The 21,663-nt window shown below is 46.3% G+C and carries 16 protein-coding genes; 4 read left to right on the top strand and 12 right to left on the bottom strand.

The window, feature by feature from the left end; all coding sequences use genetic code 11:
- Nucleotides 1–275 precede the first annotated feature (275 nt).
- The 3 genes from ABXR35_RS01670 to ABXR35_RS01660 all read right to left on the bottom strand — a co-directional run bounded on the left by ABXR35_RS01670 (nt 276) and on the right by ABXR35_RS01660 (nt 2,746).
- On the bottom strand, nt 276–440 hold the full coding sequence (locus ABXR35_RS01670) for a hypothetical protein (protein WP_367054553.1): 165 nt from the start codon (nt 438–440) through the stop codon (nt 276–278).
- A gap of 58 nt (nt 441–498) precedes the next feature.
- Nucleotides 499–966 carry a NucA/NucB deoxyribonuclease domain-containing protein gene (locus tag ABXR35_RS01665; protein ID WP_367054551.1) on the bottom strand — a complete coding sequence of 156 codons (468 nt, stop codon included), beginning with the start codon at nt 964–966 and terminating at the stop codon, nt 499–501.
- A gap of 97 nt (nt 967–1,063) precedes the next feature.
- Nucleotides 1,064–2,746, bottom strand: coding sequence for a methyl-accepting chemotaxis protein (locus tag ABXR35_RS01660; protein ID WP_367054548.1), 1,683 nt, complete (start codon nt 2,744–2,746; stop codon nt 1,064–1,066).
- Between the two features lie 282 nt (nt 2,747–3,028).
- Here ABXR35_RS01660 and ABXR35_RS01655 point away from each other — a divergent pair, with 282 nt between their 5' ends.
- The 3 genes from ABXR35_RS01655 to ABXR35_RS01645 all read left to right on the top strand — a co-directional run bounded on the left by ABXR35_RS01655 (nt 3,029) and on the right by ABXR35_RS01645 (nt 5,752).
- Entirely contained in the window at nt 3,029–3,802 is a 774-nt protein-coding gene (locus tag ABXR35_RS01655) for a sporulation protein (protein ID WP_367054546.1), read from the top strand.
- A 447-nt stretch (nt 3,803–4,249) separates the two neighbouring features.
- Nucleotides 4,250–4,666 (top strand): LysM peptidoglycan-binding domain-containing protein, encoded by a 417-nt coding sequence (locus tag ABXR35_RS01650; RefSeq protein ID WP_367054542.1) that lies wholly within the window; start codon nt 4,250–4,252, stop codon nt 4,664–4,666.
- Nucleotides 4,667–5,050: 384 nt separating this feature from the next.
- Nucleotides 5,051–5,752 (top strand): PsbP-related protein, encoded by a 702-nt coding sequence (locus ABXR35_RS01645; RefSeq protein ID WP_367054540.1) that lies wholly within the window; start codon nt 5,051–5,053, stop codon nt 5,750–5,752.
- 101 nt (nt 5,753–5,853) lie between these two features.
- Here the strand turns inward: ABXR35_RS01645 and groL are convergent, their stop codons facing one another.
- From groL to ABXR35_RS01600, 9 genes are all read right to left on the bottom strand, one after another.
- Nucleotides 5,854–7,482, bottom strand: a complete 1,629-nt coding sequence (gene groL / locus ABXR35_RS01640; RefSeq protein ID WP_367054537.1) for a chaperonin GroEL — start codon at nt 7,480–7,482, stop codon at nt 5,854–5,856.
- Nucleotides 7,483–7,610: 128 nt separating this feature from the next.
- Complete coding sequence (groES, locus tag ABXR35_RS01635; protein ID WP_367054534.1) at nt 7,611–7,892, bottom strand: co-chaperone GroES; 282 nt, start codon at nt 7,890–7,892, stop codon at nt 7,611–7,613.
- Nucleotides 7,893–8,165: 273 nt separating this feature from the next.
- A complete protein-coding gene (locus ABXR35_RS01630; protein WP_367054531.1) occupies nt 8,166–13,601 on the bottom strand; it encodes a diguanylate cyclase in 5,436 nt (1,811 codons plus the stop codon).
- On the bottom strand, nt 13,601–14,770 hold the full coding sequence (locus ABXR35_RS01625; protein WP_367054529.1) for an Asp23/Gls24 family envelope stress response protein: 1,170 nt from the start codon (nt 14,768–14,770) through the stop codon (nt 13,601–13,603). The genes ABXR35_RS01630 and ABXR35_RS01625 overlap by 1 nt, the downstream gene beginning before the upstream one ends.
- 465 nt (nt 14,771–15,235) lie before the next feature.
- Complete coding sequence (gene tatC, locus ABXR35_RS01620) at nt 15,236–15,994, bottom strand: twin-arginine translocase subunit TatC (RefSeq protein WP_367054526.1); 759 nt, start codon at nt 15,992–15,994, stop codon at nt 15,236–15,238.
- A 177-nt stretch (nt 15,995–16,171) separates the two neighbouring features.
- Nucleotides 16,172–16,411 (bottom strand): twin-arginine translocase TatA/TatE family subunit, encoded by a 240-nt coding sequence (gene tatA / locus ABXR35_RS01615; protein WP_367054524.1) that lies wholly within the window; start codon nt 16,409–16,411, stop codon nt 16,172–16,174.
- A gap of 292 nt (nt 16,412–16,703) precedes the next feature.
- Nucleotides 16,704–17,201: a MogA/MoaB family molybdenum cofactor biosynthesis protein gene (locus tag ABXR35_RS01610; RefSeq protein ID WP_367054522.1), complete on the bottom strand. Its 498-nt coding sequence runs from the start codon at nt 17,199–17,201 to the stop codon at nt 16,704–16,706.
- Nucleotides 17,202–17,275: 74 nt separating this feature from the next.
- On the bottom strand, nt 17,276–17,794 hold the full coding sequence (gene moaC, locus ABXR35_RS01605; protein WP_367054519.1) for a cyclic pyranopterin monophosphate synthase MoaC: 519 nt from the start codon (nt 17,792–17,794) through the stop codon (nt 17,276–17,278).
- A 129-nt stretch (nt 17,795–17,923) separates the two neighbouring features.
- A complete protein-coding gene (locus tag ABXR35_RS01600) occupies nt 17,924–18,577 on the bottom strand; it encodes a 5-formyltetrahydrofolate cyclo-ligase (RefSeq protein ID WP_367054517.1) in 654 nt (217 codons plus the stop codon).
- Nucleotides 18,578–19,060: 483 nt separating this feature from the next.
- On the opposite strand from ABXR35_RS01600, the gene ABXR35_RS01595 reads away from it, so the two are divergent.
- Complete coding sequence (locus ABXR35_RS01595; protein WP_367054514.1) at nt 19,061–21,010, top strand: ABC-F family ATP-binding cassette domain-containing protein; 1,950 nt, start codon at nt 19,061–19,063, stop codon at nt 21,008–21,010.
- Nucleotides 21,011–21,663: the final 653 nt, after the last annotated feature.

Here is a 21,663-nt window from a genome sequence, read left to right as displayed (position 1 = left end):
ACGCTGATGAGTACCGAATGGCAATTGAGATCATGAACGATACAGGACAATATCGTTCAGACAAAAGCAGCTTTTTATAAGCTGCTTTTTGTTTTGCCCTCACCTCCTTGCCACCTCTACGCCAAACGATTATCTATAAAGAGAAAAGGTGCATTTCCCCTGAATACAGTGGGAAATGCACCTTTTCTCTTTATCAGCACGACCTAATCGAGCTACACATGAATGTATTGCAACTTGACTATGCCCTACTGTCGGATCTTTCGACTGCGTATCTTTTATAGACCGCTATCGGAATCGTCCTGATGTTTGTTCAGCTTTCTGATCCACAGACCGAATGCAATACTCGCCGCCAAAATCATCACTGCATACAGCAGGATATAAGGAGTATGTGCATTAAATTCCATAAATAAAGGCAACAGAGCCGTCATCGCCGCTTCCACGTTACGTCCTCCTTCAACATTTACAATATGCACTACTAAGTTTTTACCCATTCTTTAATTATTTTACCTCAAATAATACACGGGTGCCATCTGGATAATTGTCTAATTGGTTACTAATCCATGAACCTGCCCCTCGATTATCCGATGGTGTGACATATCGTATATCCGCACCAGCTCCACCCTCTTCACACATCGCCATCGGCCATTCGTCACGATCATAGCCTTTGCGAGTAGGTGTACCCTTCAGCGATTGCTTGCGATTAGCGTCTGCACCAGAGCGATCAATCGTACAGATTGCCGATTCACCTGCGGCAATCGCATCGCGGATGTGTGCGCCAGTCTTCGGATAACGGTCGGACGGAAACTGTAGTGTATAATCGGCTTGACTGCTCTGCCGTGTAGTCGTTGTACCCGATGTTGGCAATTGATTGGTCACATGCGACAAATCCAGCTTGCCCGTAATCAGATACATCACAATAGCAACAAGGATAGCGGTTAGTAGCGCCCACTTTTTCTTAGATGACATACGATGCAATTCCTCCTGCTTGATGACTGCTGTACGGTTCTTCACGGTACTCTATCAGTATAAACGGGTTTGAATCGTATGGGAACATACGTTTAGGTTAAATTTTGAAACGCTGTACTTCCTGTTGCAATTCCATCGACAGCTGGCTGAGGGAATCGGCAGCGCCAGAGATTTCACGCATCATTTCTACCTGTTGATTGGAAGCATTAGCAGCATTCACAGAGCGAGACGTAATGCTTTCCGACATACCAGCGATATTGTTCTCTGCTGCCATAATATGCTTGGATGCGTTTGCGAGTTCATCGGATGAACGGAAGGCTTCTTCTACCTGTGAGGTAACCAATCGAATCGTATCCTGTACCGTATTGAAGATTTGACCCATTTGCTGAACTGCTTCTGTACCGCTCTGTACCTGACGTGCGCCCTCTTCCATTTTGGATACGGTATACGCCATATTTTGAATCATATCTTCGATCTTGGTCGTGATCTGACCAGCAGACTGGCTGGAATAATCAGATAGCTTCTTCACTTCGCTGGCAACTACAGCAAAGCCCTGTCCATGCTCACCTGCACGCGCCGCTTCAATCGACGCATTCAGCGACAGCAGATTGGTCTGACTGGCAATATCGCGGATTACCTGTACAATGGTAGCAATCTCTTGCGAGTGTTCCGCCAATTTATATAACGAGGTCGCTGTTTCCTGTACGGTTCCATCAATTACACTCATCTGTGAAATGGTGTGCTGTACGTTGTGATTCCCTTGATCCACCTCATGCAATACACGCTCAGACGAACGTGATACTTGCGAGGTAGCCTCAACGATATGACCAATGCTTTCCGCTCCTTCCTCCAAGCGTTCATTGTTCATATTCACCTGCGTTTTCTGCACAGCCGCAGAGTCGGAGATTTCAGTCACCATTCGGGCAGCCGTTTCGGCAACACTAATCCCTTCCTCGGCATTTGCATACAGCTGCTCAGACGCGGACGCCATCTGCTCGGAGCTAATAGCAATCACTTTCATCAAATCACGCAGTTTGTTTTTCATCAGGTTAAATGATTCTGCCATCTGGTGCAGTTCATCGCGTGATTGTAAATGAATATCTGGGATCGTCAGATTGCCGTCGGCAATTTCCCGTGCAGAATCAGCGACCATTTGGATGGGACGAGAAAACATACGAACGACCAGTCCAGCAATAACCAATCCTAGCAATACCGCAACGATGACCGCAATAACCATCGTCCATAATACATGCTTCACGACCGCAGCATTATCAGCTTTGGCGAGATTCAGTTGTTGACGCTCATAATCCTCCATTTGCTGCGCTTTCTCGGCAAGCTGTTGAGCCATTGGCACACACTGCGTCGCTACGACTTCCGTATATTCTGCTTCATTCCCAGCTTGTTTGAGTACAACTAGCTGATCTGTCAATTTGCCGTATTCCGTTTGTACGCTAGCAAATTCCTCCAGCAGTTGTGGATTACTGTCTGCCAGTACTGTTCGCAAAGTTACAAGTTCGGTAGCCATATCTTTTTTAGCTTGATTCAAATAATCCAATTGATCCTGTCGACCAGTTAACAAATAACCGCGCATATACTTGGTCTCATCCGCAGCCATATATTTTAAATCCTTAATAGCCATAATATTCTCTACTCTGCCGTTGAGTAAATCCTCATAACTGGTATTCATGTAGCGGGTAGCATATCCGCTGATGCCAGCCACAATAATGACAATCAGAATCATGACTGTAAATACGCCATACAGCTTCATCCTAATATTCATGTGTAAACTCCTCCTGATTATTGGTTCATATCCATATCGTAATATAGCTTATCTATCTAGCTATATCGGTTTTTGACACCATTATTCAATAGATTTGGATTTATTTTCAATTTTTCATGAGATGTGCGAATATCTGAAAACCAACTTATGATTTATACCGATCATTTTTGATTTTTTAGAAACGTTTGTGTCACTTGCTGCGTATTCCCTACATAATAAGCCTGCGATATTCAAACAGGCAGAATTGCATACTTACTATTTATATTTAAAGGAGAACTGTATATGTCATTCTTTAACAAAATGCTTGCTCGTGTTGGTGTAGGTGCAGCCAAAATTGATACGGTGGTGGAACAGCGCGAATATTATCCTAATGGTGAAATCCGTGGTGTGGTATATATTCAAGGCGGCAATGTAGATCAGGAAGTCGGTACGATTTATATCGAAGTGATGACTCAATATATTCGCGAAGAAGATGATAAAAAACATCATGTCAATTACACCATCGCTAAACACAGAGTTTCCGAACGTATGATTGTAAAAAGTGGACACAAAACGGAAGTTCCTTTCTCCTTCATCCTCCCACCGCAAACGCCGCTAACACTGGGCAATCAGAAAGTATGGCTACATACCGGTCTCGATATTGAGATGAGTATGGACCCGACGGATCAAGACTATATCGTCGTCAAACCGCATCCCTATATGGATACCGTATTGGAAGCAACTGAACTGCTAGGATTCCGTTTCAAGGCATCTAGCGTTGAATATGCGTCTCGTGCGCCATTCGGTGTGCCGTATATACAGGAGATCGAATTTTATCCAGGTGCAGACTTCCGTGGTCAAATTACCGAATTAGAATTGATGATGGCATTCCGTGGTGACGGCTTGCAGGTGCTAGTGGAAGTGGATCGTCGTGGACGTGGATTAGGTGGATTTTTCGCCAAAGCATTCGATATGGATGAGCGTCAAGCATGGCTGGATCTGAGCGCAGCCGAATTGAATCGTGGTCCAAACCATATTGCTGATCGTCTCGAATATTTGATTGATCAAAATAGCTAATCAGATGATGGATGCAGAACATATCAAGTACAATCTGTCGTTCATAGGCAACGAAGATAAACAGTAAAATAGAGTGTAGCTACAATCCTGCTGATTTCATGCAGATAAGGTATAACGCTGAAAAGAATTGGCTTACGACATATTTGAGGTTTATGCTTGCAGTATAGACTTCCTTTTAACAACAGACGCAGCCTTTCATGTGCTTTATGATGGAAAGCTGCGTTGTGTTTTGAAATAAGTCATTTATTCATGGCAGATTGGCTGATCATTCATCCGGTTGCACTATACGTTGCCCTCAAAATATTTAGTTATACTTTTTATTAACTTTACTTTTATTTAGTATTGCAAACATCTTTATTCTATGGTATTATGTATTCATAAGGGAACACCAAGACGTTACTAACAAGATGAATACTTACTAATATAAACAAAGAGGAGCCATTTATCATGAGTTCAAAATTCAACAAAATCCTATTGTCCGCCACTTTAGCTGCAAGTTTGGGTGCCGTCGCTGTAGCCGCACCAATCGGAGGCAGCCACGCTTACGCTGCAACTAACGATCAATCCAATGCTGACAAACGTAAAGACAAAGAAGAGCAACGCGCAGATAACGCTGCATTCTTAGCTGCACAAACTGCTGAATTCAACCGTCTGTTTGGTACACAGGAAGAAACTACACCTGCTGAACAACCAGCAACAACATCAGCTACTTCGACTGAAGCATCCAAAAACGTTACTGTTGTTGTTCCACAAGGTGCCAGCCTTTCCGACATCGCTGCTCAATACGGTATCACTGTAGATGAACTGGTTGCTGCCAACAACCTGTTACCTGCAGGAACTCAACTGACTGTTCCACAAAAATAAGAACTGTACTACATTTAAATAATCATTGAACGGTAATACCCCATCTCATCCATAATATTCATCGTTCCGTTTGCCCCCATCAAACGGAACAACGATATCCAACTGTAATGCTGTACGACATTGAAGCTATACCCATACACGATTGGAAAGTTCCCCCTTTCAAAATCGGCCAAGCTATAGATTCTGGCAAGCATCTGCCAAATGCCTGCCGGACACAAAAAAAGCTGACACCCTCCCCTGAGTGTCAGCTTTTTTATATGTACTGTTCACTTTTAGAGTGTAGTAGCCGATAGTTATACAGTTGGCAGGTTTCCTTCATCTGGAATCTGTTCCATACCAATTCAGTCCTTGCATAAACAAGGATACATACAAAGGGGTTATACTATGTTCAAAAAAGTTGTTCCAGTCATCGCACTCTCGCTCGCCTTATCCGCATGCGGCTCCAACGCCAGCGACACCTCTAGCCAGACAAAAGAAGCAAGCAAGCCCGCAGAAGTATCTAGCACAACAACAACTACAACCGAAACTACGGTTGAAACCGTTCCAGCCGCAGAAGAAACAACTTCTACTTCTACTGATACAGCTTCTGATGTGAGCGCAACAGAAGGATATACGACATATCAAAATGATCTTTTCTCATTTGATTATCCATCCAACTGGAGCAAATATGATATGTCTTCCATGAACATGCCTGCACTGCAAGTGGCTTTTGCTAACTCGCAGCCCAAAGTGGCATTCGGGGACAATGTGAATGTAACCATTGAAGATGTGACAGATCCGTCGACTACCATTCAATCGGTATCGAAAAACCTAATCGCTTATTACAAACAAAATACAGCGGGTATGCCGAACTTTAAATTGATTGATTATGTAGAAGATTCCGGTGAAGGCAAAGCGGGACAAGCAGGTATCCTGCTCGGTCAATACACTCATCCCGACAGCGGTCTAACAATTGTTCTCGGTCAATTCCTCGGTTATGCTCACGATAAAATGTACACACTAACAGTTTCGATGTCTGAAGATGCGTACAATGACGGTGGCAAGGCTGAGATGGCACATATGCTGCAATCGTTCCATGTGAACTAAATACAAGCACAAAAAAGGCTCTCCTGATTAATCAGGAGAGCCTTTCTATTGTAGTTACGTAAGGAGATTATGATGCACAAAGGATTCAAAGAATCCTTAGATTACATCATGCCGCCCATTCCGCCCATACCACCCATGTCAGGAGCCGCAGCGCCTGCTGGTTCTGGTTTGTCAGCGATGACAGCTTCCGTAGTCAGGAACATTGCTGCTACAGATGCTGCATTTTGCAGAGCGGAGCGTGTTACTTTAGCAGGGTCAACGATACCTGCTTCGAACATGTTTACCCACTCGCCGGAAGCAGCGTTGTAACCAATGCCTACTTCTTCTTTTTTCAGACGTTCCACGATAACGGAACCTTCTTGACCAGCGTTTGCTGCGATCGTGCGGATAGGCTCTTCCAGAGCACGCAGGACGATGTTTACGCCTGTTTTCTCGTCGCCTTCTACATTCACAGCAGATACTGCATTGTATACGTTCACGAGAGCAGTACCACCACCGGATACGATACCTTCTTCAACCGCAGCGCGAGTTGCGTTCAGGGCGTCTTCGATGCGCAGTTTGCGCTCTTTCAGTTCGGTTTCTGTTGCAGCACCGACTTTGATTACTGCTACGCCGCCAGCCAGTTTCGCCAGACGCTCTTGCAGTTTTTCTTTGTCGAACTCGGAAGTTGTTTCTTCCAGCTGCGAACGGATTTGGCTAATACGTGCATCGATGTCAGCTTTGTCGCCAGCACCGTCTACAACGATTGTGTTTTCTTTGGTTACGCGCACTTGACGTGCTGTACCCAGTTGGTCGATGGACGCGGATTTCAGGTCCAGACCAAGTTCTTCTGTGATCACTTGACCACCAGTCAGTGCAGCGATATCTTGCAGCATCGCTTTACGACGGTCACCAAAGCCAGGAGCTTTCACTGCTACCGCGTTGAATGTACCACGCAGTTTGTTCACAACGAGCATAGCCAGCGCTTCGCCTTCGATATCTTCAGCGATCAGTACGAGTGGTTTGCTTTGTTGTACGACTTTTTCCAGCAGCGGCAGAATTTCTTGCGTGTTGCTGATTTTTTTGTCAGTGATCAGGATGTATGGGTTGTCCAGAACAGCTTCCATTTTATCCGTATCCGTGATCATGTATGGAGAGATGTAACCACGGTCAAATTGCATACCTTCTACAACTTCCAGTTCCGTTGCAAAACCACGGGATTCTTCTACTGTGATAACGCCGTCGTTGCCGACTTTTTCCATAGCTTCAGCGATCAGTTGACCCACTTCTTCGTCCGCAGCGGAAATCGCCGCTACTTGTGCGATGGATTGTTTGTCTTCTACATGACGGGAGATGCTTTGCAGTTCTTCAACCGCTGCACGAACCGCTTTGTCGATTCCTTTGCGGATAACCATTGGATTAGCGCCAGCAGTTACGTTTTTCAGACCTTCGCGAATCATCGCTTGAGCCAGAACCGTTGCAGTTGTTGTACCGTCACCGGCAACATCGTTTGTTTTGGTTGCTACTTCTTTAACCAGTTGTGCACCCATGTTTTCAAACGCATCATCCAGCTCGATTTCTTTAGCGATTGTTACACCATCGTTAGTGATCAGCGGGCTGCCGAATTTTTTCTCCAGTACTACGTTACGGCCTTTTGGACCGAGTGTTACTTTTACTGCATCTGCCAGAGCATCCACACCACGAAGCATGGAGCGACGAGCGTCTTCACTGAATTTAATGTCTTTAGCCATTTGAACAGTACCTCCTCAGTATGATGGAAAAATAGGTTTCAATCTTATGATGAGACATAGAGCGTTTGTGTAAGCATCCAACTGGATTCAAGCCTCTGCTTGAACCATCTATATGCAGATTCCCGGTATTAACCGATAATTGCGTGAATATCGCTTTCTTTCATAATCAGGTATTCTTTACCTTCAAACTTGATTTCTGTACCGGCATATTTGGAGAACAGTACGCGGTCGCCTTCTTTTACTTCCAGCGGAGTGCGTACGCCGTCTTTCAGCAGACCACTGCCTACAGCAATGATTGTGCCTTCTTGTGGCTTTTCCTTAGCGGAATCCGGAAGCACGATACCGAATGCAGTCGTTTCCTCCTGTTGGCTCGCTTCTACCAATACACGTTCACCTAAAGGTTTGATCATGAAAAATAGCCTCCTTAATTTGAATGATTCGTCATACAGGTAACGATGTACCTATGTATTAGCACTCAACAGCGTGTAGTGCTAACAACCAACTTTATGATACTCAACTTGAGCGATGATTTCAAGTCCCTTTGTGTAAAATTCAATCTAGGCTCGTAAAAATAACAAAAGACCATTGTCACTTCACCCGCTCTATATCTATAGAGAGAGGTTATGCGCAATGGTCTATGCTGTTACGAAAAATGTTCGTTTGTATCCTTCTATTCGTGCTGTTCACTCTTGTTCGGGATCGGTGGCGCTTGCACTACTGGATGTGCTTCCCGACGAAGCTGTTGCCGTTTCAAACCATTCATGCGTATTCAGCATGACACAGTTGCGTCCGTTATCCTTCGCTTGATATAGAGCATCGTCTGCCAGACGGTACAGCATTTCCTCAGACAACTCCATCGTCACACGCTCCACAAAGCCAATACCGATCGACATGGTTACATATGGGCTGGCGGCATTTTGAGCATGAGGGATATGGAGATCCTCAATACTGCGGCGAATCTGCTCTGCCTGAATATGTGCCTCATCCAACGGCAACCCAGCATACAGAATAGCAAATTCCTCGCCGCCCAGACGGAAGGCTCTGCCGTTGGATACCGTTTGCTCCAGCAAGGTTGCTCCGATCCGTCGCAATACATTATCGCCTTCATAGTGACCATAGGTGTCATTGTACTTTTTGTAATGATCAATATCGAGCAGCACAAAGGCGATGCTGGAATGGTGAATCGCCATAGATTCGATTTTGTAGCCGATCATTTCGTTAAAGTAGCGACGATTGTACAAACCGGTCAATTCATCGGTAATGGAAATGCGTTCGATTTGCTTTTTGTCGGTAATATTGTGACCGATAAAAGCATAGCTAACGAGTTGGTATGGATCGAATTCTGGTTCGATGACAATGTCGAGCCACAGCTTGCTCTTATCCTTGCAAAACTGGATCAGCTCACCTTCCCATGTCTTACTGAGATTCATCACAAACGGCTCCATGCCATCGTTGCGATACGATAATGGTTTGAAAAATTGATGCGGTTTGCCGATTAGTTCCTCTCGCTTGTATCCAGTCAGCAGACAAAATTCCTCGCTGACATTGGTTACATTGCCGTATGGATCGGTATGCACGATGATCACGTTTTTGTCGACGATGTTGAAGTATTTGATCAACTGATCATTTTTGACCGCTAGTTCCTCGGTACGACGGGTCACGAGATTCTCCAGTTCACTGTACAGACTGGCATTTTCAATCGCATACACCATTTCACGCGATAGCAGACTAATCATATTCATCCGCTCGCGTGTGAAGGCACCCGTCATCAGATTATTTTCCAAGTAGATAACCGCAATCACTTTGTCCTGATTGATAAGTGGCATACACAGTACAGACTTGGGCTGATGATTTGCCATATAGCGTATATCGGACAGACGATTCACCGAACGCGCATCACTATAAATGAGCGTTTCCTGTCCGATGGCTACTTCGTCAAGCGTGAGCCACGGGAAATCATTGCCGCCTTGGCGCTCATGATGATGCACCTGAATATCAATCTGATCGGTTACCTCATTGTATTCGCCTTCTGCCCATAGCTCTGGTCCCGACTTCATCACCATACAGCCGCGCTGTGCACCGGCATTGATGAGTACGATGTGCATAATGTTTTGCAGCAATTGATCCAGCTCAATCTCGCGTGCGATCGTCTGAGATGCCTTGAGCAGCAAGTGAATATCAATATTTTCTGTCGAGATACTGAGCGTCTGATCACCGTGTAGTGGTAGCCACTGAATATGTCCCATCAGATCGTCGTAGGTAGCCTGTATGTCTAGCACTTTGCTACGTGCGCCCCAGACGGAATAATAGTAGGAAGCCTGCTTCACATAATACGCACCAAGCTCCGGTAATTGACGTTGCAAATAAAAACGTGCAGACAGTTCGCTTGCAATTGCTTTATAGCGGGTAAAATGCCCCTGCTCACTTTGCCGCAGCGCGGTATGATAACATTTCTCCGCTTGCGAGTAGCGACGGTTGATGCGCAGCCATTCCGCCTGCATCATCTCGTACTGTGCCAGAAAATTATGCGGATGATGATTCGCCCATTTTTTCATTTTGCTCAGTTCGCGGCGCATACGGATGCGGGCGCGACGCTGGTCGTTCGTATTCATGCCCTCATAATCAGCTGCCAGATTGAGCATTGTATAAAACGTAAGCTCCTCCATAAATGCAGAGCCTGCCAGCGTACCGCTTACTTTGTCCGCCTTTTCCAGCAATTGCAGTGTATTGCCTTTTTGCTCAAACAGAAATGCCAATTGCAGTCGATTCACGTAGTAGATGGCGATACCAGAATAATACTGCGCTGCTTCCAGCTGATCCAAATATGCCTGCTCGCTGAATTGTTCATCATCCAAGGAATCAGTCGATTCCAGCTCGCCCGCTAACAGGCGGAATTTTTGACGTGCCAGTCGAGCGGTTGCTAGCGCGGGTAGGTATTTGGTATTTTCGATCATAGCTAGCATGGAGTCACTTTCCAGCAAATACGTTTCAATCTCCATATTGGGATTCCACAGATTCATATAATAGCAGGCGTGCGCCAAATACAGCATATCGCCGGATTGCAGACTGTAGTCGATCGTGCGTCGGTATTGTTCCTCCAACGTCTCCCAATCATGACTCCAGCTATAGCAAAATAAGCTATACAGCACATGCACCAGACTGCGCCATTGCAAATCGCCGAATTTGCGATTGAGATCAACCGCTAATCGTCCATACGCTTCGGCACCCTTCATATCGCCCATACCGGACAATAGCATGGCATAACCGATATAGGCACCTGCCGATTCCGGCGCATTGCCATAACGGATCGAGAGCGCGGTCTTTTTCAATACTGCCCAGCCGAACAGCATCTGCTCCCCAGAAATGAATGCTGGCGGAATAAAGCTAACCAATAGACGCATAATCAGCTTGATCCGTTGATCCTCTACTTCTGGTCCTTCCAGCAATTCCTGCGTCGATTTGCCACGTAGATGGAATTTAACAGTAACCAGCTCTTTGGCAACATTCGCCATGCTCAATCGAGTCGGCACGGCAAAGTTCAGACAGGACAATCCAGCGCGTCCAGCAGCAATCGCTTCTTTCATAAGCCCCAGATACATATAGTGATTGGACTGCATTTCATAAATGGCTGCCTGCTCTAGCGCAGTATGTGCCTTTTGCAGCAGTACCGCACAGGAACGGTCGGCTCCTTGCGGCTGCTGCACGAGATAGGAGCATTCGCTATGCAGCAAATACATCTCATACGTACGCTCATAATGCGAATTCCAGTGTGCATCGGCGGATAATGTCATCGCCGCATCGAGGAAGCGCAACGCTGCTTCATAACCAAATGCCTTTTTGGCACGACGCGCAGCCTGCATATTCACGTCGATGATTTTCTCACGGTCGGTATCGCGTACGATCAACTTCAGCCCACGATTCAGATGACCTGCGATATCCATAATATCCGCTTGTATTTTCTCTTCTGTCCATTGATTCAGCAGTAGCCATCCCAGCTGTAAATGCAGATGCTGGCGCAGCTGAGGATCGATCAATTGATACAATGCCTGCTGAAGCTTATCATGCTGAAAAGCAAACTGAATATCTAGACCATCCAACTCCTGCTCGGACAGGGACGCATCATGCAGCAGATGATAACTAGATTGTAGCGGCAGCAAAATATCTTCCTGTACCGCACGTAGCAGCGCTGGCATCAGCTGTTCCTTTTCGGAATGACCGATCATTTGCAGCACCTGCCAGTCAAAGCTGCGACCGATCAGTGCGCCGATGCTCAGAATTAGTTGAATCTCGGCAGGCAGACTTTTCATCTTCTGAATGAGATAGTCGATCAGATTCTCGTTGGCAGTCATAGCACTAATGCGCGCAGCATTGTAAGTCCATTCGCCCTGTTGCACATCAAAGTAAAGCGCCTTTTGCTTGTGCAAATCCTTCAATATCTCGTGAATGAAAAATGGATTCCCGCCCGTCTGACGATGAATAACCGGTGACAACCATTGCAGTCGTTGCGGGGATAGCTCCACCGTTTCACCAATCAACTGCCGAACGAACGGCTCCGTCAGCGGTTCCAGATGCAACTGATGGATAAAATCTTGATCCTGAATCCGCTGTAACCCAACCGACAACGGATGGGTCGCATGCAGCTCATTATGCCGATAGGAAGCGATGATCAAAATACGTTTAAGTGTCTTTGCTTCCAGCAATCTTGTGATCAGCTGTACACTCGACAGGTCTGCCCACTGGATATCATCCAAAAAGAGAATCACTGGCTTTTGCTGTCCAGCTACACTTTCCAATAATCGCAAAAAGGACAGGAAAAACCGGTTGTTTTCCTCTAGTGGCTGCAGGGGTTCAGGCTCCTCATGCACACCGATCAATTGCTCCAACTCCGGCAACCAGCGAGTCATCAGACCAGCATTGGCACCGAGATGACTTTGCAACGCATGCTGTAGATCGCTGCGCTCGTCTGCTGGTCCATTGATCCACTGTCCAAACAGCACCCGAAACGCCTCGATCAGCGCGCTGTACGGAATGTTTTTGTTGTATTGTTCAAATTTGCCCTGCACAAAATAGCCTTTTTTGCGTGAAGCGGCTGCCTGTAATTCGTTGACAAAAGCAGTTTTACCAACACCTGCTTCTCCCGATACAAGCACCAGCTGTACACGCTCCTGCATACTTTTGTCCAACGCTCGTTCCATTTGTGCTAGTTCCTCGTCGCGACCGTATAACCGCTGCGGAATACGAAATAGCGTCACTCGATCATCCAGCCCGATTTGAAACTCGTTATGCGATGGCGAAGCCAGACATTTCTTGAGATCGGCACGGATGCCGTAGGCGCTTCGATAACGGTCTTCCGGTGACTTTTCCAACAGCTTCATAATGATGTCAGACAAAGCCTTTGGCACTTTGCCACCTGTTTGTTCATACGGCGGCAGTGGCTTTTTGGCGATAATCGCATAAATCTGATCCATTGCGGAATGTGACGGATACGGGCGAGTGCCAGTTACCATTTCATACAACATAACGCCTAACGAATAAAAGTCGGAACGATAATCAATATGGCGATTGATCCGACCGGTCTGTTCAGGTGAAATGTATGCCAGACTGCCTTCCATGATGCCCGTAGCTGTATAATCCGGCTTCTCATTTCCCCAGCGAACCGATAGATCAAAGTCGATCAGTCGCAATTGGTCGTTGTCCCGATTCCAGATCAGGTTGGCGGGTTTAATATCCTTGTGGATAATTTGCCGTTCATGGATGCCGCCGATAATATCCGTCAGCTTCACGGCAAGGCGCAATACGGTATGCACATCAAGGCGTTGCTGCTGCATAATGCTCTTGAGTGATTGCCCAGAGATGTCTTCCATCGTCAGAATTAGATACCCGCTACGTTCCTCCAATTGAATCGGACGAACGACACCGGAGATCAACGGGCTGAGTTCAGATAGTAATTTGTATTCTTTTTTGATACGCATAATCGCTTCATACGTCGAGGCTTTCGCACCGAGCACCTTGGCGATCACTTGCTGTCCGGAAAGATGATCGACGCACCGATAGATTGCTTTGCTGCCATGATCAGCGATTTCTTCTATCACGCTGTACTTTTGATCTTTCCATATCATTAGCGTTCCCTCACTTCATCCCGTCTGCCAGTAAGCTCAAAGTTAGGATCAAATTTAAAAATATAAGCGGCGGTCAACCAGAGAATCCAGCAGTTGACACCGAAGAACAAATAACCAAAGTAGCCGAGAATCGGCATTTCCGAGAAAATATGAAATTTATCCAGATACGGTACGGAATACTTCCAGAAGTTCGGATTCAGCGGAATGCCTTTATTGAACCATTCACTACCAAAGTTCCATAGCTCCCAGAAAAATCCGTTGGCGACGGTAGCGATGGCAATCAATAGCATCGGCGACCAGTTGCCTTCGCGAATCGGTGTGAACGGAGTCCACATCTTCATCAAGCCCATCGCTGCTGACAGCATCGGTACGAGCGCGACCCATAATACCCAGAATAGCTGAAACGGGAAGTAGCCCATCGCCAGCGATAGAATCAGCCCGACAATGTAAAAGAAGATCAGCCATTGTTTATTTAGTTTCAGGCGTGGACCATTACTGTAGCGGTCACGTAATGCCGGAAATGTTTTGAGCAGTAAATACCATTCCACAATCGCGGGTAATACCGTGGAGTAGGAAAGGGAGAACCAGAAAATGTTGCCGAAGTTGGTGAGGATTTCATTGTTGGGGTAATACCAGTTTTCCATAACGAAGTAATTCAAGTATTCAAACGCAAACCAGCTATAACAGGATACCACTGCCAACAGCTGTACGACACGAAACTTGGTCGATAGAAGCGAAATGCCGTTGTTCCGTTTGTACACGATACCATCGAGAATACAAATAAATGCCCACCAGAGCGGGACAAAGGTATACTTTTCAAAGCCCCAGAAAATGCTAACCCGCGTCCACATGATCGCCCAACAGACAATCAATACAGGTAGGGATGCCCAGAACCAGATCGGAAAGCCTGCTTTTTCGCGTGGCTCCTTACGTTTGACTGGCTTTTGGAAACCGAATAGCCGTGGAAATAGCAAAAAGATCAGAATAAAGGCGGCAATGCAGCTCGCACCGATAAAATAGGTCAAATTAAACGGCGGGTCTGGCACGGCGGATAGAACAGGAAATACCCCATATCCGGGCGGAGGCGCGCCCCATTTTGCCAGACTTCCAATCAAAGGCAGGATAAAGATCAAAGCCAAGGTAATGAGCAGTATGCTGATTTTCTTCAAAATAGTAACCCCTTTTTTGTCTGTGTACTGAAATCACCGGATACCAGCCGGCTTATGTAAAAGCGGCACAATCGGCTGCTGTGTACAGCCTTGAATCCCTCCCCACTATTGCTTCCGCTGTATCTGTTGTCTGCATGCAGAGAGCTGCGACCCCCTGTTACTATTGTACAATACAAGCGCTTTGACAATCATTAGAAATGCTGCTTATTAACTATTTATAATCTGACTTCGACAAAAAAGATAGTGTTTTGACACAGAATTAGCAAAAAAAATACCCTTCCGCTTTATAGCAGTCCTAAACGGATCTCACGCTATACGGGAAAAGTACTTTTGGTGATATGATTCAACGATAAAAGCCTAAAATGAATGGAAATACAGCGCCTAATAAATGGGAATATAGCACCTAATTACTGGATGGAAATGGGCATTATCCCTATTTTCCATTTTGTGATGCAGAGCGGATTATTATAGATCTGTATCATCCAACAACTGCGCATCGCGCGCCATCTGCTTACGGTGCACAATGGTCGATAATACTACACTCAACTCATATAATCCCAGCAGCGGAATCGCCACTAGAATATCCGATATGAAATCTGGTGGTGTAATCACAACTGCCACAAATACAAGCACAAAGTACGAAACTCGTCGTAGCTTGCGCAGCAATGCCGGATTCACAATCCGTAAGGTCGTCAAAAACATAATCACTAGCGGCAGCTCGAATAGCCCTGCCACCGGAAAGACAATATTGGACATAAAAGTGAAATACTGCACTACCCCATATGTTTCTTCTAGCCCCATGCTACGCGTGACCTGAGACGTAAAGGTAAGCGCCATCGGAAAGACAATATAGTAAGCAAACAATACACCCAGCATAAACATCAAAAAGACAAAGGGAATATACCGCAACGCTGTACGTCGTTCTTGCAGCAGCAAACCGGGGCTGACAAACGCCCAAATCTGATATAGTGCACATGGCAAGGTCAGCGCAATCGCTACTACCATCGCAATCTTCATATATAGACCAATGCCGTCCCAGAATGAGAACACATGGAAGACTAGATTGCGCGCGGTCTCCGCTGATACAAGGTACTGATACACCGGCTGAGCGACAAACAGCCCCAGAATCATGCCCAGAAACAGCACAGCGATCACAATGATCAATCGGCGGCGTAGCTCAGTCAGATGGTCAATCAGCGACATTTCATTATCCGATTTATTCATGAACTCCCTCACTTCTACTAACTGGCGACATTTCGTTATCATGACATGAAAGGATGATCGAAAAGAAAATCCCTTCCGCCGGGGAAGGGATTCGGAAGAGCTGTACAACCGCCGTCACAAAGAAAGCCCCCCATCTTGCTAGCTTACCGGATGGCGGTTGGTATTGTACGTGTATGATTAACGTTTGTCTTCCGGGCGAATCTCGGACTTCACTTCAGTCGCTTCCATCGATTCGATACGGGACTTGGATTTGGTTTCATCATCTTTCATCATATCGCGCGTACCTTCCTTGAATTCGCGGAATGTACGACCGACAGCGCGGCCAAGCTCGGGCAATTTGTTCGGACCAAACAAAATCAGTGCCAGAATAATAAGCAAAATAAATCCGGTCGGGCCAATACCTGCACCGCTAAACATAGTAACTCCTCCTTCATGATGCGACAGCACTGTGTCTATCGTGCTCCTATCATAGCATAACTACGCGTCGCAATTCACCTTTGGATCACGATACATCCATAAAATTACCCATGCAAAAATGCACAATCTTTCACCTCGAAAAATTGTGCGTCTGCTGAAGGGTGTATCGGTAGGCAAACAGCATGTTATTCGGCAATCAAGGGATAATGACTCCTCTTCCCCGTTCTACTTATCCAGATCAACGCTCGTCTCTGGCATACATCTGGCTTACCGTTCTTGGCATACATCTGGCTTACCGTTCGTCGTTCGGATGATATTGTCCAGTAATCATGAGCAGTGCTTCTGGCAACTGATCCATAATCGCCGCTAAATGCTCATGCACGCCTTTGGGTGTTCCCGGCAAATTGACGATCAGACTACGCTCACGGATACCGCAGATGCCACGGAACAGCATCGCTGAACGGTTTTTTTGCATAACGGTAGCGCGCATCGCTTCCGCCATGCCCGGTACTTCGCGCTGAATGACCCGACGAGTTGCTTCCGGGGTAACATCACGCTGCGCCAGCTCTGTACCACCAGTGGTTAATACCAGATCAGCGTTAAAATATTCGGTCATTTCAATCAATGCAGCGATAATCTCGTCCGGCTCATCCGGTACTACCCGATACTCCACAATCTCGCCGCCCAATTCTTCCTCTACCAGTTCGCGGATGACCTGTGCACTTGTATCTTCGCGTTCTCCACGCGCGCCTTTATCGCTGGCTGTCAAAATAGCCGTTCTCCAAACCATACGCTTACCCTCCCATCTCTATGTCATCCGTTTCATGTATAACGATGATTACGTTCTATGGAAAGCTCTGCTCATTATCGGACAAAATCGCCGCTTTTCCCGCCACTTTTGGATAATAACAGCGTCGGACCGATCACCATATCCTTTTGCAGCGCCTTGCACATATCATAAATGGTTAATGCCACAGCGGAAGCAGCGGTCAAGGCTTCCATTTCCACGCCGGTTTTGCCTTCTGTTTTGACCTGTACTTCGATATACAGCTCATCATACTCATTATCGCTAAATGTAATGTTTACGCCTGTCAGGGGCAGTGGATGACACATCGGTATCCAATCCGATGTACGCTTGGCTGCTTGAATCCCAGCAACCTGAGCAACAGCTAGTACATCACCTTTACCAATCTGATGGTCTTTCATCGCCTGTAACGTAGATGGCTGCATCTTGACCATACTGGATGCAACTGCGATACGGACAGTCTCTGTTTTGCCGGAAATATCGACCATCCGTGCGCGGCCTTGCTCGTTAAAATGCGTCAGCGATCCTGCCGAGGTGGGCAGCCCTTCATATAGGCGGTCGTCGTTATGTTCGCTCATTGTCTATCAACCTTCATTTCTATACACATAATTTGGATATTTATCGTGCAGACGAGTATATGATGGTGCATATCCTTCGTCGTATTCATGTCATGTACATAAACGATTGGAAGGAAGTGTCCGTCCAACCTACATCTTGCTGTTCATCAAATGCCTGCGACCTGCTTCTGTCGTGATCACACCATCCGGTGTAAACAACACATCGATAGCAAAATCATGCGGCTCCATCGGAATCTGCTCTACGATTTGCATATCAAATGCCAGCGAAGCCAGCAACGGGCGACGACTGCTCATAGACAGCAGCCGATTCATAAACCGATCATAAAATCCGCCGCCATACCCAATGCGTCCACCCTGACGGTCGTATCCCAGTCCGGGCACGATCACTAGCTGAATGCGATCCCATTTGGGCGGCTCATAGATCGGCAAGGTAGGCAGTGGTTCAGGAATACCGTAAGCTCCCGGCTCCACATCTCCAATGCCTGTAATAGAGTGCAAATGAAAAACACCCTGCTCTGTACGGTCAATTCGCGGTGCCAGCACAATATCCTGCTGCTGCCAGCAATCGTCCAGCAGTGGCAAGGTGTCCGGCTCATCACGATACGCCAGATAACTAAATATCGTTAGCGGTGATGCATCGTCTAGACGACGTAATGATGCAATATATGGTTCCGCAGCGGCACGAATGTCCGCCGATTGTTTCATTCTCATCACAGGCTCTAATTGCTGCCTGCTCTGTTGAAGCTGCTTGCGCAATATCCTTTTATCCAAAGCGTGGTTCATCGGCTACCTCCCTGCGCAGACCTTTCTGCGTTCACGGTTGACAGGTATGAGTCACACCTACTGACAGTGTAACATTTTCTTGTACAAAAACCAATTTCCCGCCATACCATGATGTACCCTTCATGAAGCGGAGGAATCAGGTTTCGGCAATATAGAATGATCGACTATGATCCATATCCTGCCCATACATGCACAAGCGATAAATCATGCAAAAAAGCGGCATTTCATGTACACTAGACAGGATGGAGACATGAGTTTGTTGAGTAAGTACTCGACGTCAGCACCAATGATCCTACTTGGTAGGATCATCTCGTAGTAATGCAGATACGACATCTTTTTGTTCAGCATACTCTATATATGTGAAATGAACCACCACAGGATCGACATGAATGATAAAAAAACTACGGGGATTGTACATGTTGCCCTGTTTATGGATGAAATACATGCAGGTATTCCCTGCTTTAGCGGAAAGGATGAATATACGTGTTATTACAAGCAAGCGGTATCACCAAATTATACGGCATTACGCCGATTCTAGAAGGCATCAATCTGCAAATTGAAGAACGCGAACGTATCGGTCTGGTTGGCGTCAACGGTGCAGGTAAATCGACCCTGCTCAAAATCATGGCTGGCGAAATGTCATATGACAGCGGACAAATATTCCGCAGCAAAGAAATGTCGCTCGGCTATCTCGCGCAGAACAGCGGGCTGCATCACGGCAATACGATTGGTGAGGAAATGCGTTCGGTCTATGCAGAGCTGATCGATACGGAGCGCGAGCTGCGTGTGATGGAGCAGCATATTGCCGATCCTGCCAAAATGGAGGATGAAAAAGCCTACGCAGAGCTGCTAGAGCGTTACGCAACTCAGTCGGACTGGTTCCGCGAGCGCGGCGGTTATGAGATGGATACGCGGATTCGCAGCATTTTGCACGGAATGGGCTTTGGCGAATTTTCACAGGATACCGAAGTATCTACATTAAGCGGCGGACAAAAGACACGGCTGGCGTTGGCGCGCATTCTGCTGCAAGCACCTGATGTACTGATGCTGGATGAGCCGACCAACCATCTGGATCTGGACACGCTGGCATGGCTCGAAGATTATTTGCGCGCGTATCCGGGTGCACTGCTCATCGTATCCCATGACCGTTATTTTCTAGACCGTCTCGTAACTAGCATTGTCGAGATCGAACGACATCGCTCCAAGCGCTATACTGGCAATTACAGCCGCTATATCGACATCAAGGCTGCGGAGTACGAATCGGAATTGAAGCAGTTTGAGAAACAACAGGATGAGATTGCCCGAATGGAGCAGTTTATCCAGAAAAATATTGTACGTGCCTCTACTACCAAGCGCGCTCAGAGTCGTCGTCGTGCGCTGGAGAAAATGGATCGGATGGATCGCCCTGCCGGTGATCTGAAAAAGGCGAGCTTCTCTTTTGAAACCTCAGTGGTGTCAGGCAAAGATGTGCTGCGAGTGAATAAGTTAAGCCTATCTTATGAAAACAAGCAGCCGCTGTTCACACCCATTTCCTTTGAAATGTGGCGCGGTGATACAGTTGCGCTGATCGGTCCAAACGGAACCGGTAAAACCACATTGCTCAAATCGCTAATCGGTCAGCATCCACCGGATACCGGTAAAATTGAATGGGGTGCCAAAACAAAGATCGGCTATTACGATCAGGAGCAAGGGCATCTCAATCCAAACAATACTGTATTGGAAGAAGTATGGAGCAGCTTCCGCCATCTGGACGAGGTGCGTATTCGTACTGTACTGGGCAACTTCCTGTTCAGCGGCGAAGACGTATTGAAAAAAATCGCTTCGCTCAGTGGCGGCGAGAAAGCACGCGTTTCGCTTAGTAAACTGATGCTGCTAGAAGCGAATGTATTGATTCTCGATGAGCCGACCAACCATCTGGATCTGGTGAGCAAGGAAGTGCTGGAATCGGCGTTAATTGATTATGAAGGCACGCTGCTGTTCATTTCCCATGATCGGTATTTCCTGAATAAAATGGCAGAGCGTATTCTAGAGCTGCGTCCTGATGGGTTGACCACGTATCTGGGCAACTTTGATGATTATACTGCCAAAAAGCAGGAGCTGTTAGAGCTTGCTGCTGAAGCCGCAGCAGCTGCCGCCGCTAGTCAAGCGCGTGGCGGACAAGCAGCCAATGATGCCGCCAAAGTACCTGCCAACTCCTATGAAGAAGGCAAACAGGCGAAACGCGAGGAACGTAATCGCAAGCGCCGTCTGGAACAGCTGGAGCAGGAGATTGCCGAGCATGAGGATCGTATTGCTGTACTGGAGCAGGAATTAACCGAACCAGATGTATATCAAGATTATGAAGCTGTACAGACACGTCAGCAGCAGATTGCCCAGCATCAGCAGGCGCTTGAACAAGCGTATGAGGAATGGGAAACACTGGCTGCGGAGTAGAATCGTGAATTTGTCAATACATGTTCATCAATGTGTAAAAGATACAAGATTTTTGTAAAAGCAAGCGATTTATTTTGTAAACAGATTTATCCACAAAAAATAGTGGCTAGATAGCGGATTTTTAGCGAATAAAATGCGATTTTTCGTTGGTAGAATCGCTTTTTTGTATAAAATCCATATTTATCCACCAAGTTGTGCACATTATCCACAGATTTTAGTTAAGAAGCTGTGTTTAACTATCCCCTGTTTCAAATTTCTGCAAAAGGTTAGCGCAGCAAGCATTTTTAGTTTTATAAACAATTTTTCGGGGATATGTGGATAACTTTGTTAACATCTTGACAAATGGACAATGCTTATTCGTAAGGTCTGTAAACAACTCAAAATAGTCATTGGTTAGGTACAGAACAGATGTAATTGCGTATGTTAGCTGTCTAACTTGAGTCATTGCTTTCAAGGGACAGAGCCATACGATAAAATAAGCACCAGCATCCAAATCATAAAAAGCATACTGCACATCACACAGCATGTTGCGCATCACACAGCATGTTGCGCATGAGAAAAAAGGAGAAGCGTATAGAGCAGTAGTAGCTCTATACGCTTCTCCTTTTTGACGTGTGCATTCATCTATATGATGTGACACTTTTATACTTGTT

This window comes from Paenibacillus sp. JQZ6Y-1, from assembly GCF_040719145.1.
Lineage (GTDB): Bacteria > Bacillota > Bacilli > Paenibacillales > Paenibacillaceae > Saccharibacillus > Saccharibacillus kandeliae.
Note: the sequence above shows the minus strand (reverse complement) of the source record. Positions and strands in the feature narration are given on the sequence as shown.

Excerpts from the sequence above, each read along its gene's own strand:
- ABXR35_RS01665 (WP_367054551.1), bottom strand. The coding sequence starts at position 966 with ATGTCATCTAAGAAAAAGTGGGCGCTACTAACCGCTATCCTTGTTGCT.
- ABXR35_RS01660 (WP_367054548.1), bottom strand. The coding sequence starts at position 2,746 with ATGAATATTAGGATGAAGCTGTATGGCGTATTTACAGTCATGATTCTG.
- ABXR35_RS01655 (WP_367054546.1), top strand. The coding sequence starts at position 3,029 with ATGTCATTCTTTAACAAAATGCTTGCTCGTGTTGGTGTAGGTGCAGCC.
- ABXR35_RS01650 (WP_367054542.1), top strand. The coding sequence starts at position 4,250 with ATGAGTTCAAAATTCAACAAAATCCTATTGTCCGCCACTTTAGCTGCA.
- ABXR35_RS01645 (WP_367054540.1), top strand. The coding sequence starts at position 5,051 with ATGTTCAAAAAAGTTGTTCCAGTCATCGCACTCTCGCTCGCCTTATCC.
- groL (WP_367054537.1), bottom strand. The coding sequence starts at position 7,482 with ATGGCTAAAGACATTAAATTCAGTGAAGACGCTCGTCGCTCCATGCTT.
- groES (WP_367054534.1), bottom strand. The coding sequence starts at position 7,892 with ATGATCAAACCTTTAGGTGAACGTGTATTGGTAGAAGCGAGCCAACAG.
- ABXR35_RS01630 (WP_367054531.1), bottom strand. The coding sequence starts at position 13,601 with ATGATATGGAAAGATCAAAAGTACAGCGTGATAGAAGAAATCGCTGAT.
- tatC (WP_367054526.1), bottom strand. The coding sequence starts at position 15,994 with ATGAATAAATCGGATAATGAAATGTCGCTGATTGACCATCTGACTGAG.
- tatA (WP_367054524.1), bottom strand. The coding sequence starts at position 16,411 with ATGTTTAGCGGTGCAGGTATTGGCCCGACCGGATTTATTTTGCTTATT.
- ABXR35_RS01610 (WP_367054522.1), bottom strand. The coding sequence starts at position 17,201 with ATGGTTTGGAGAACGGCTATTTTGACAGCCAGCGATAAAGGCGCGCGT.
- moaC (WP_367054519.1), bottom strand. The coding sequence starts at position 17,794 with ATGAGCGAACATAACGACGACCGCCTATATGAAGGGCTGCCCACCTCG.
- ABXR35_RS01600 (WP_367054517.1), bottom strand. The coding sequence starts at position 18,577 with ATGAACCACGCTTTGGATAAAAGGATATTGCGCAAGCAGCTTCAACAG.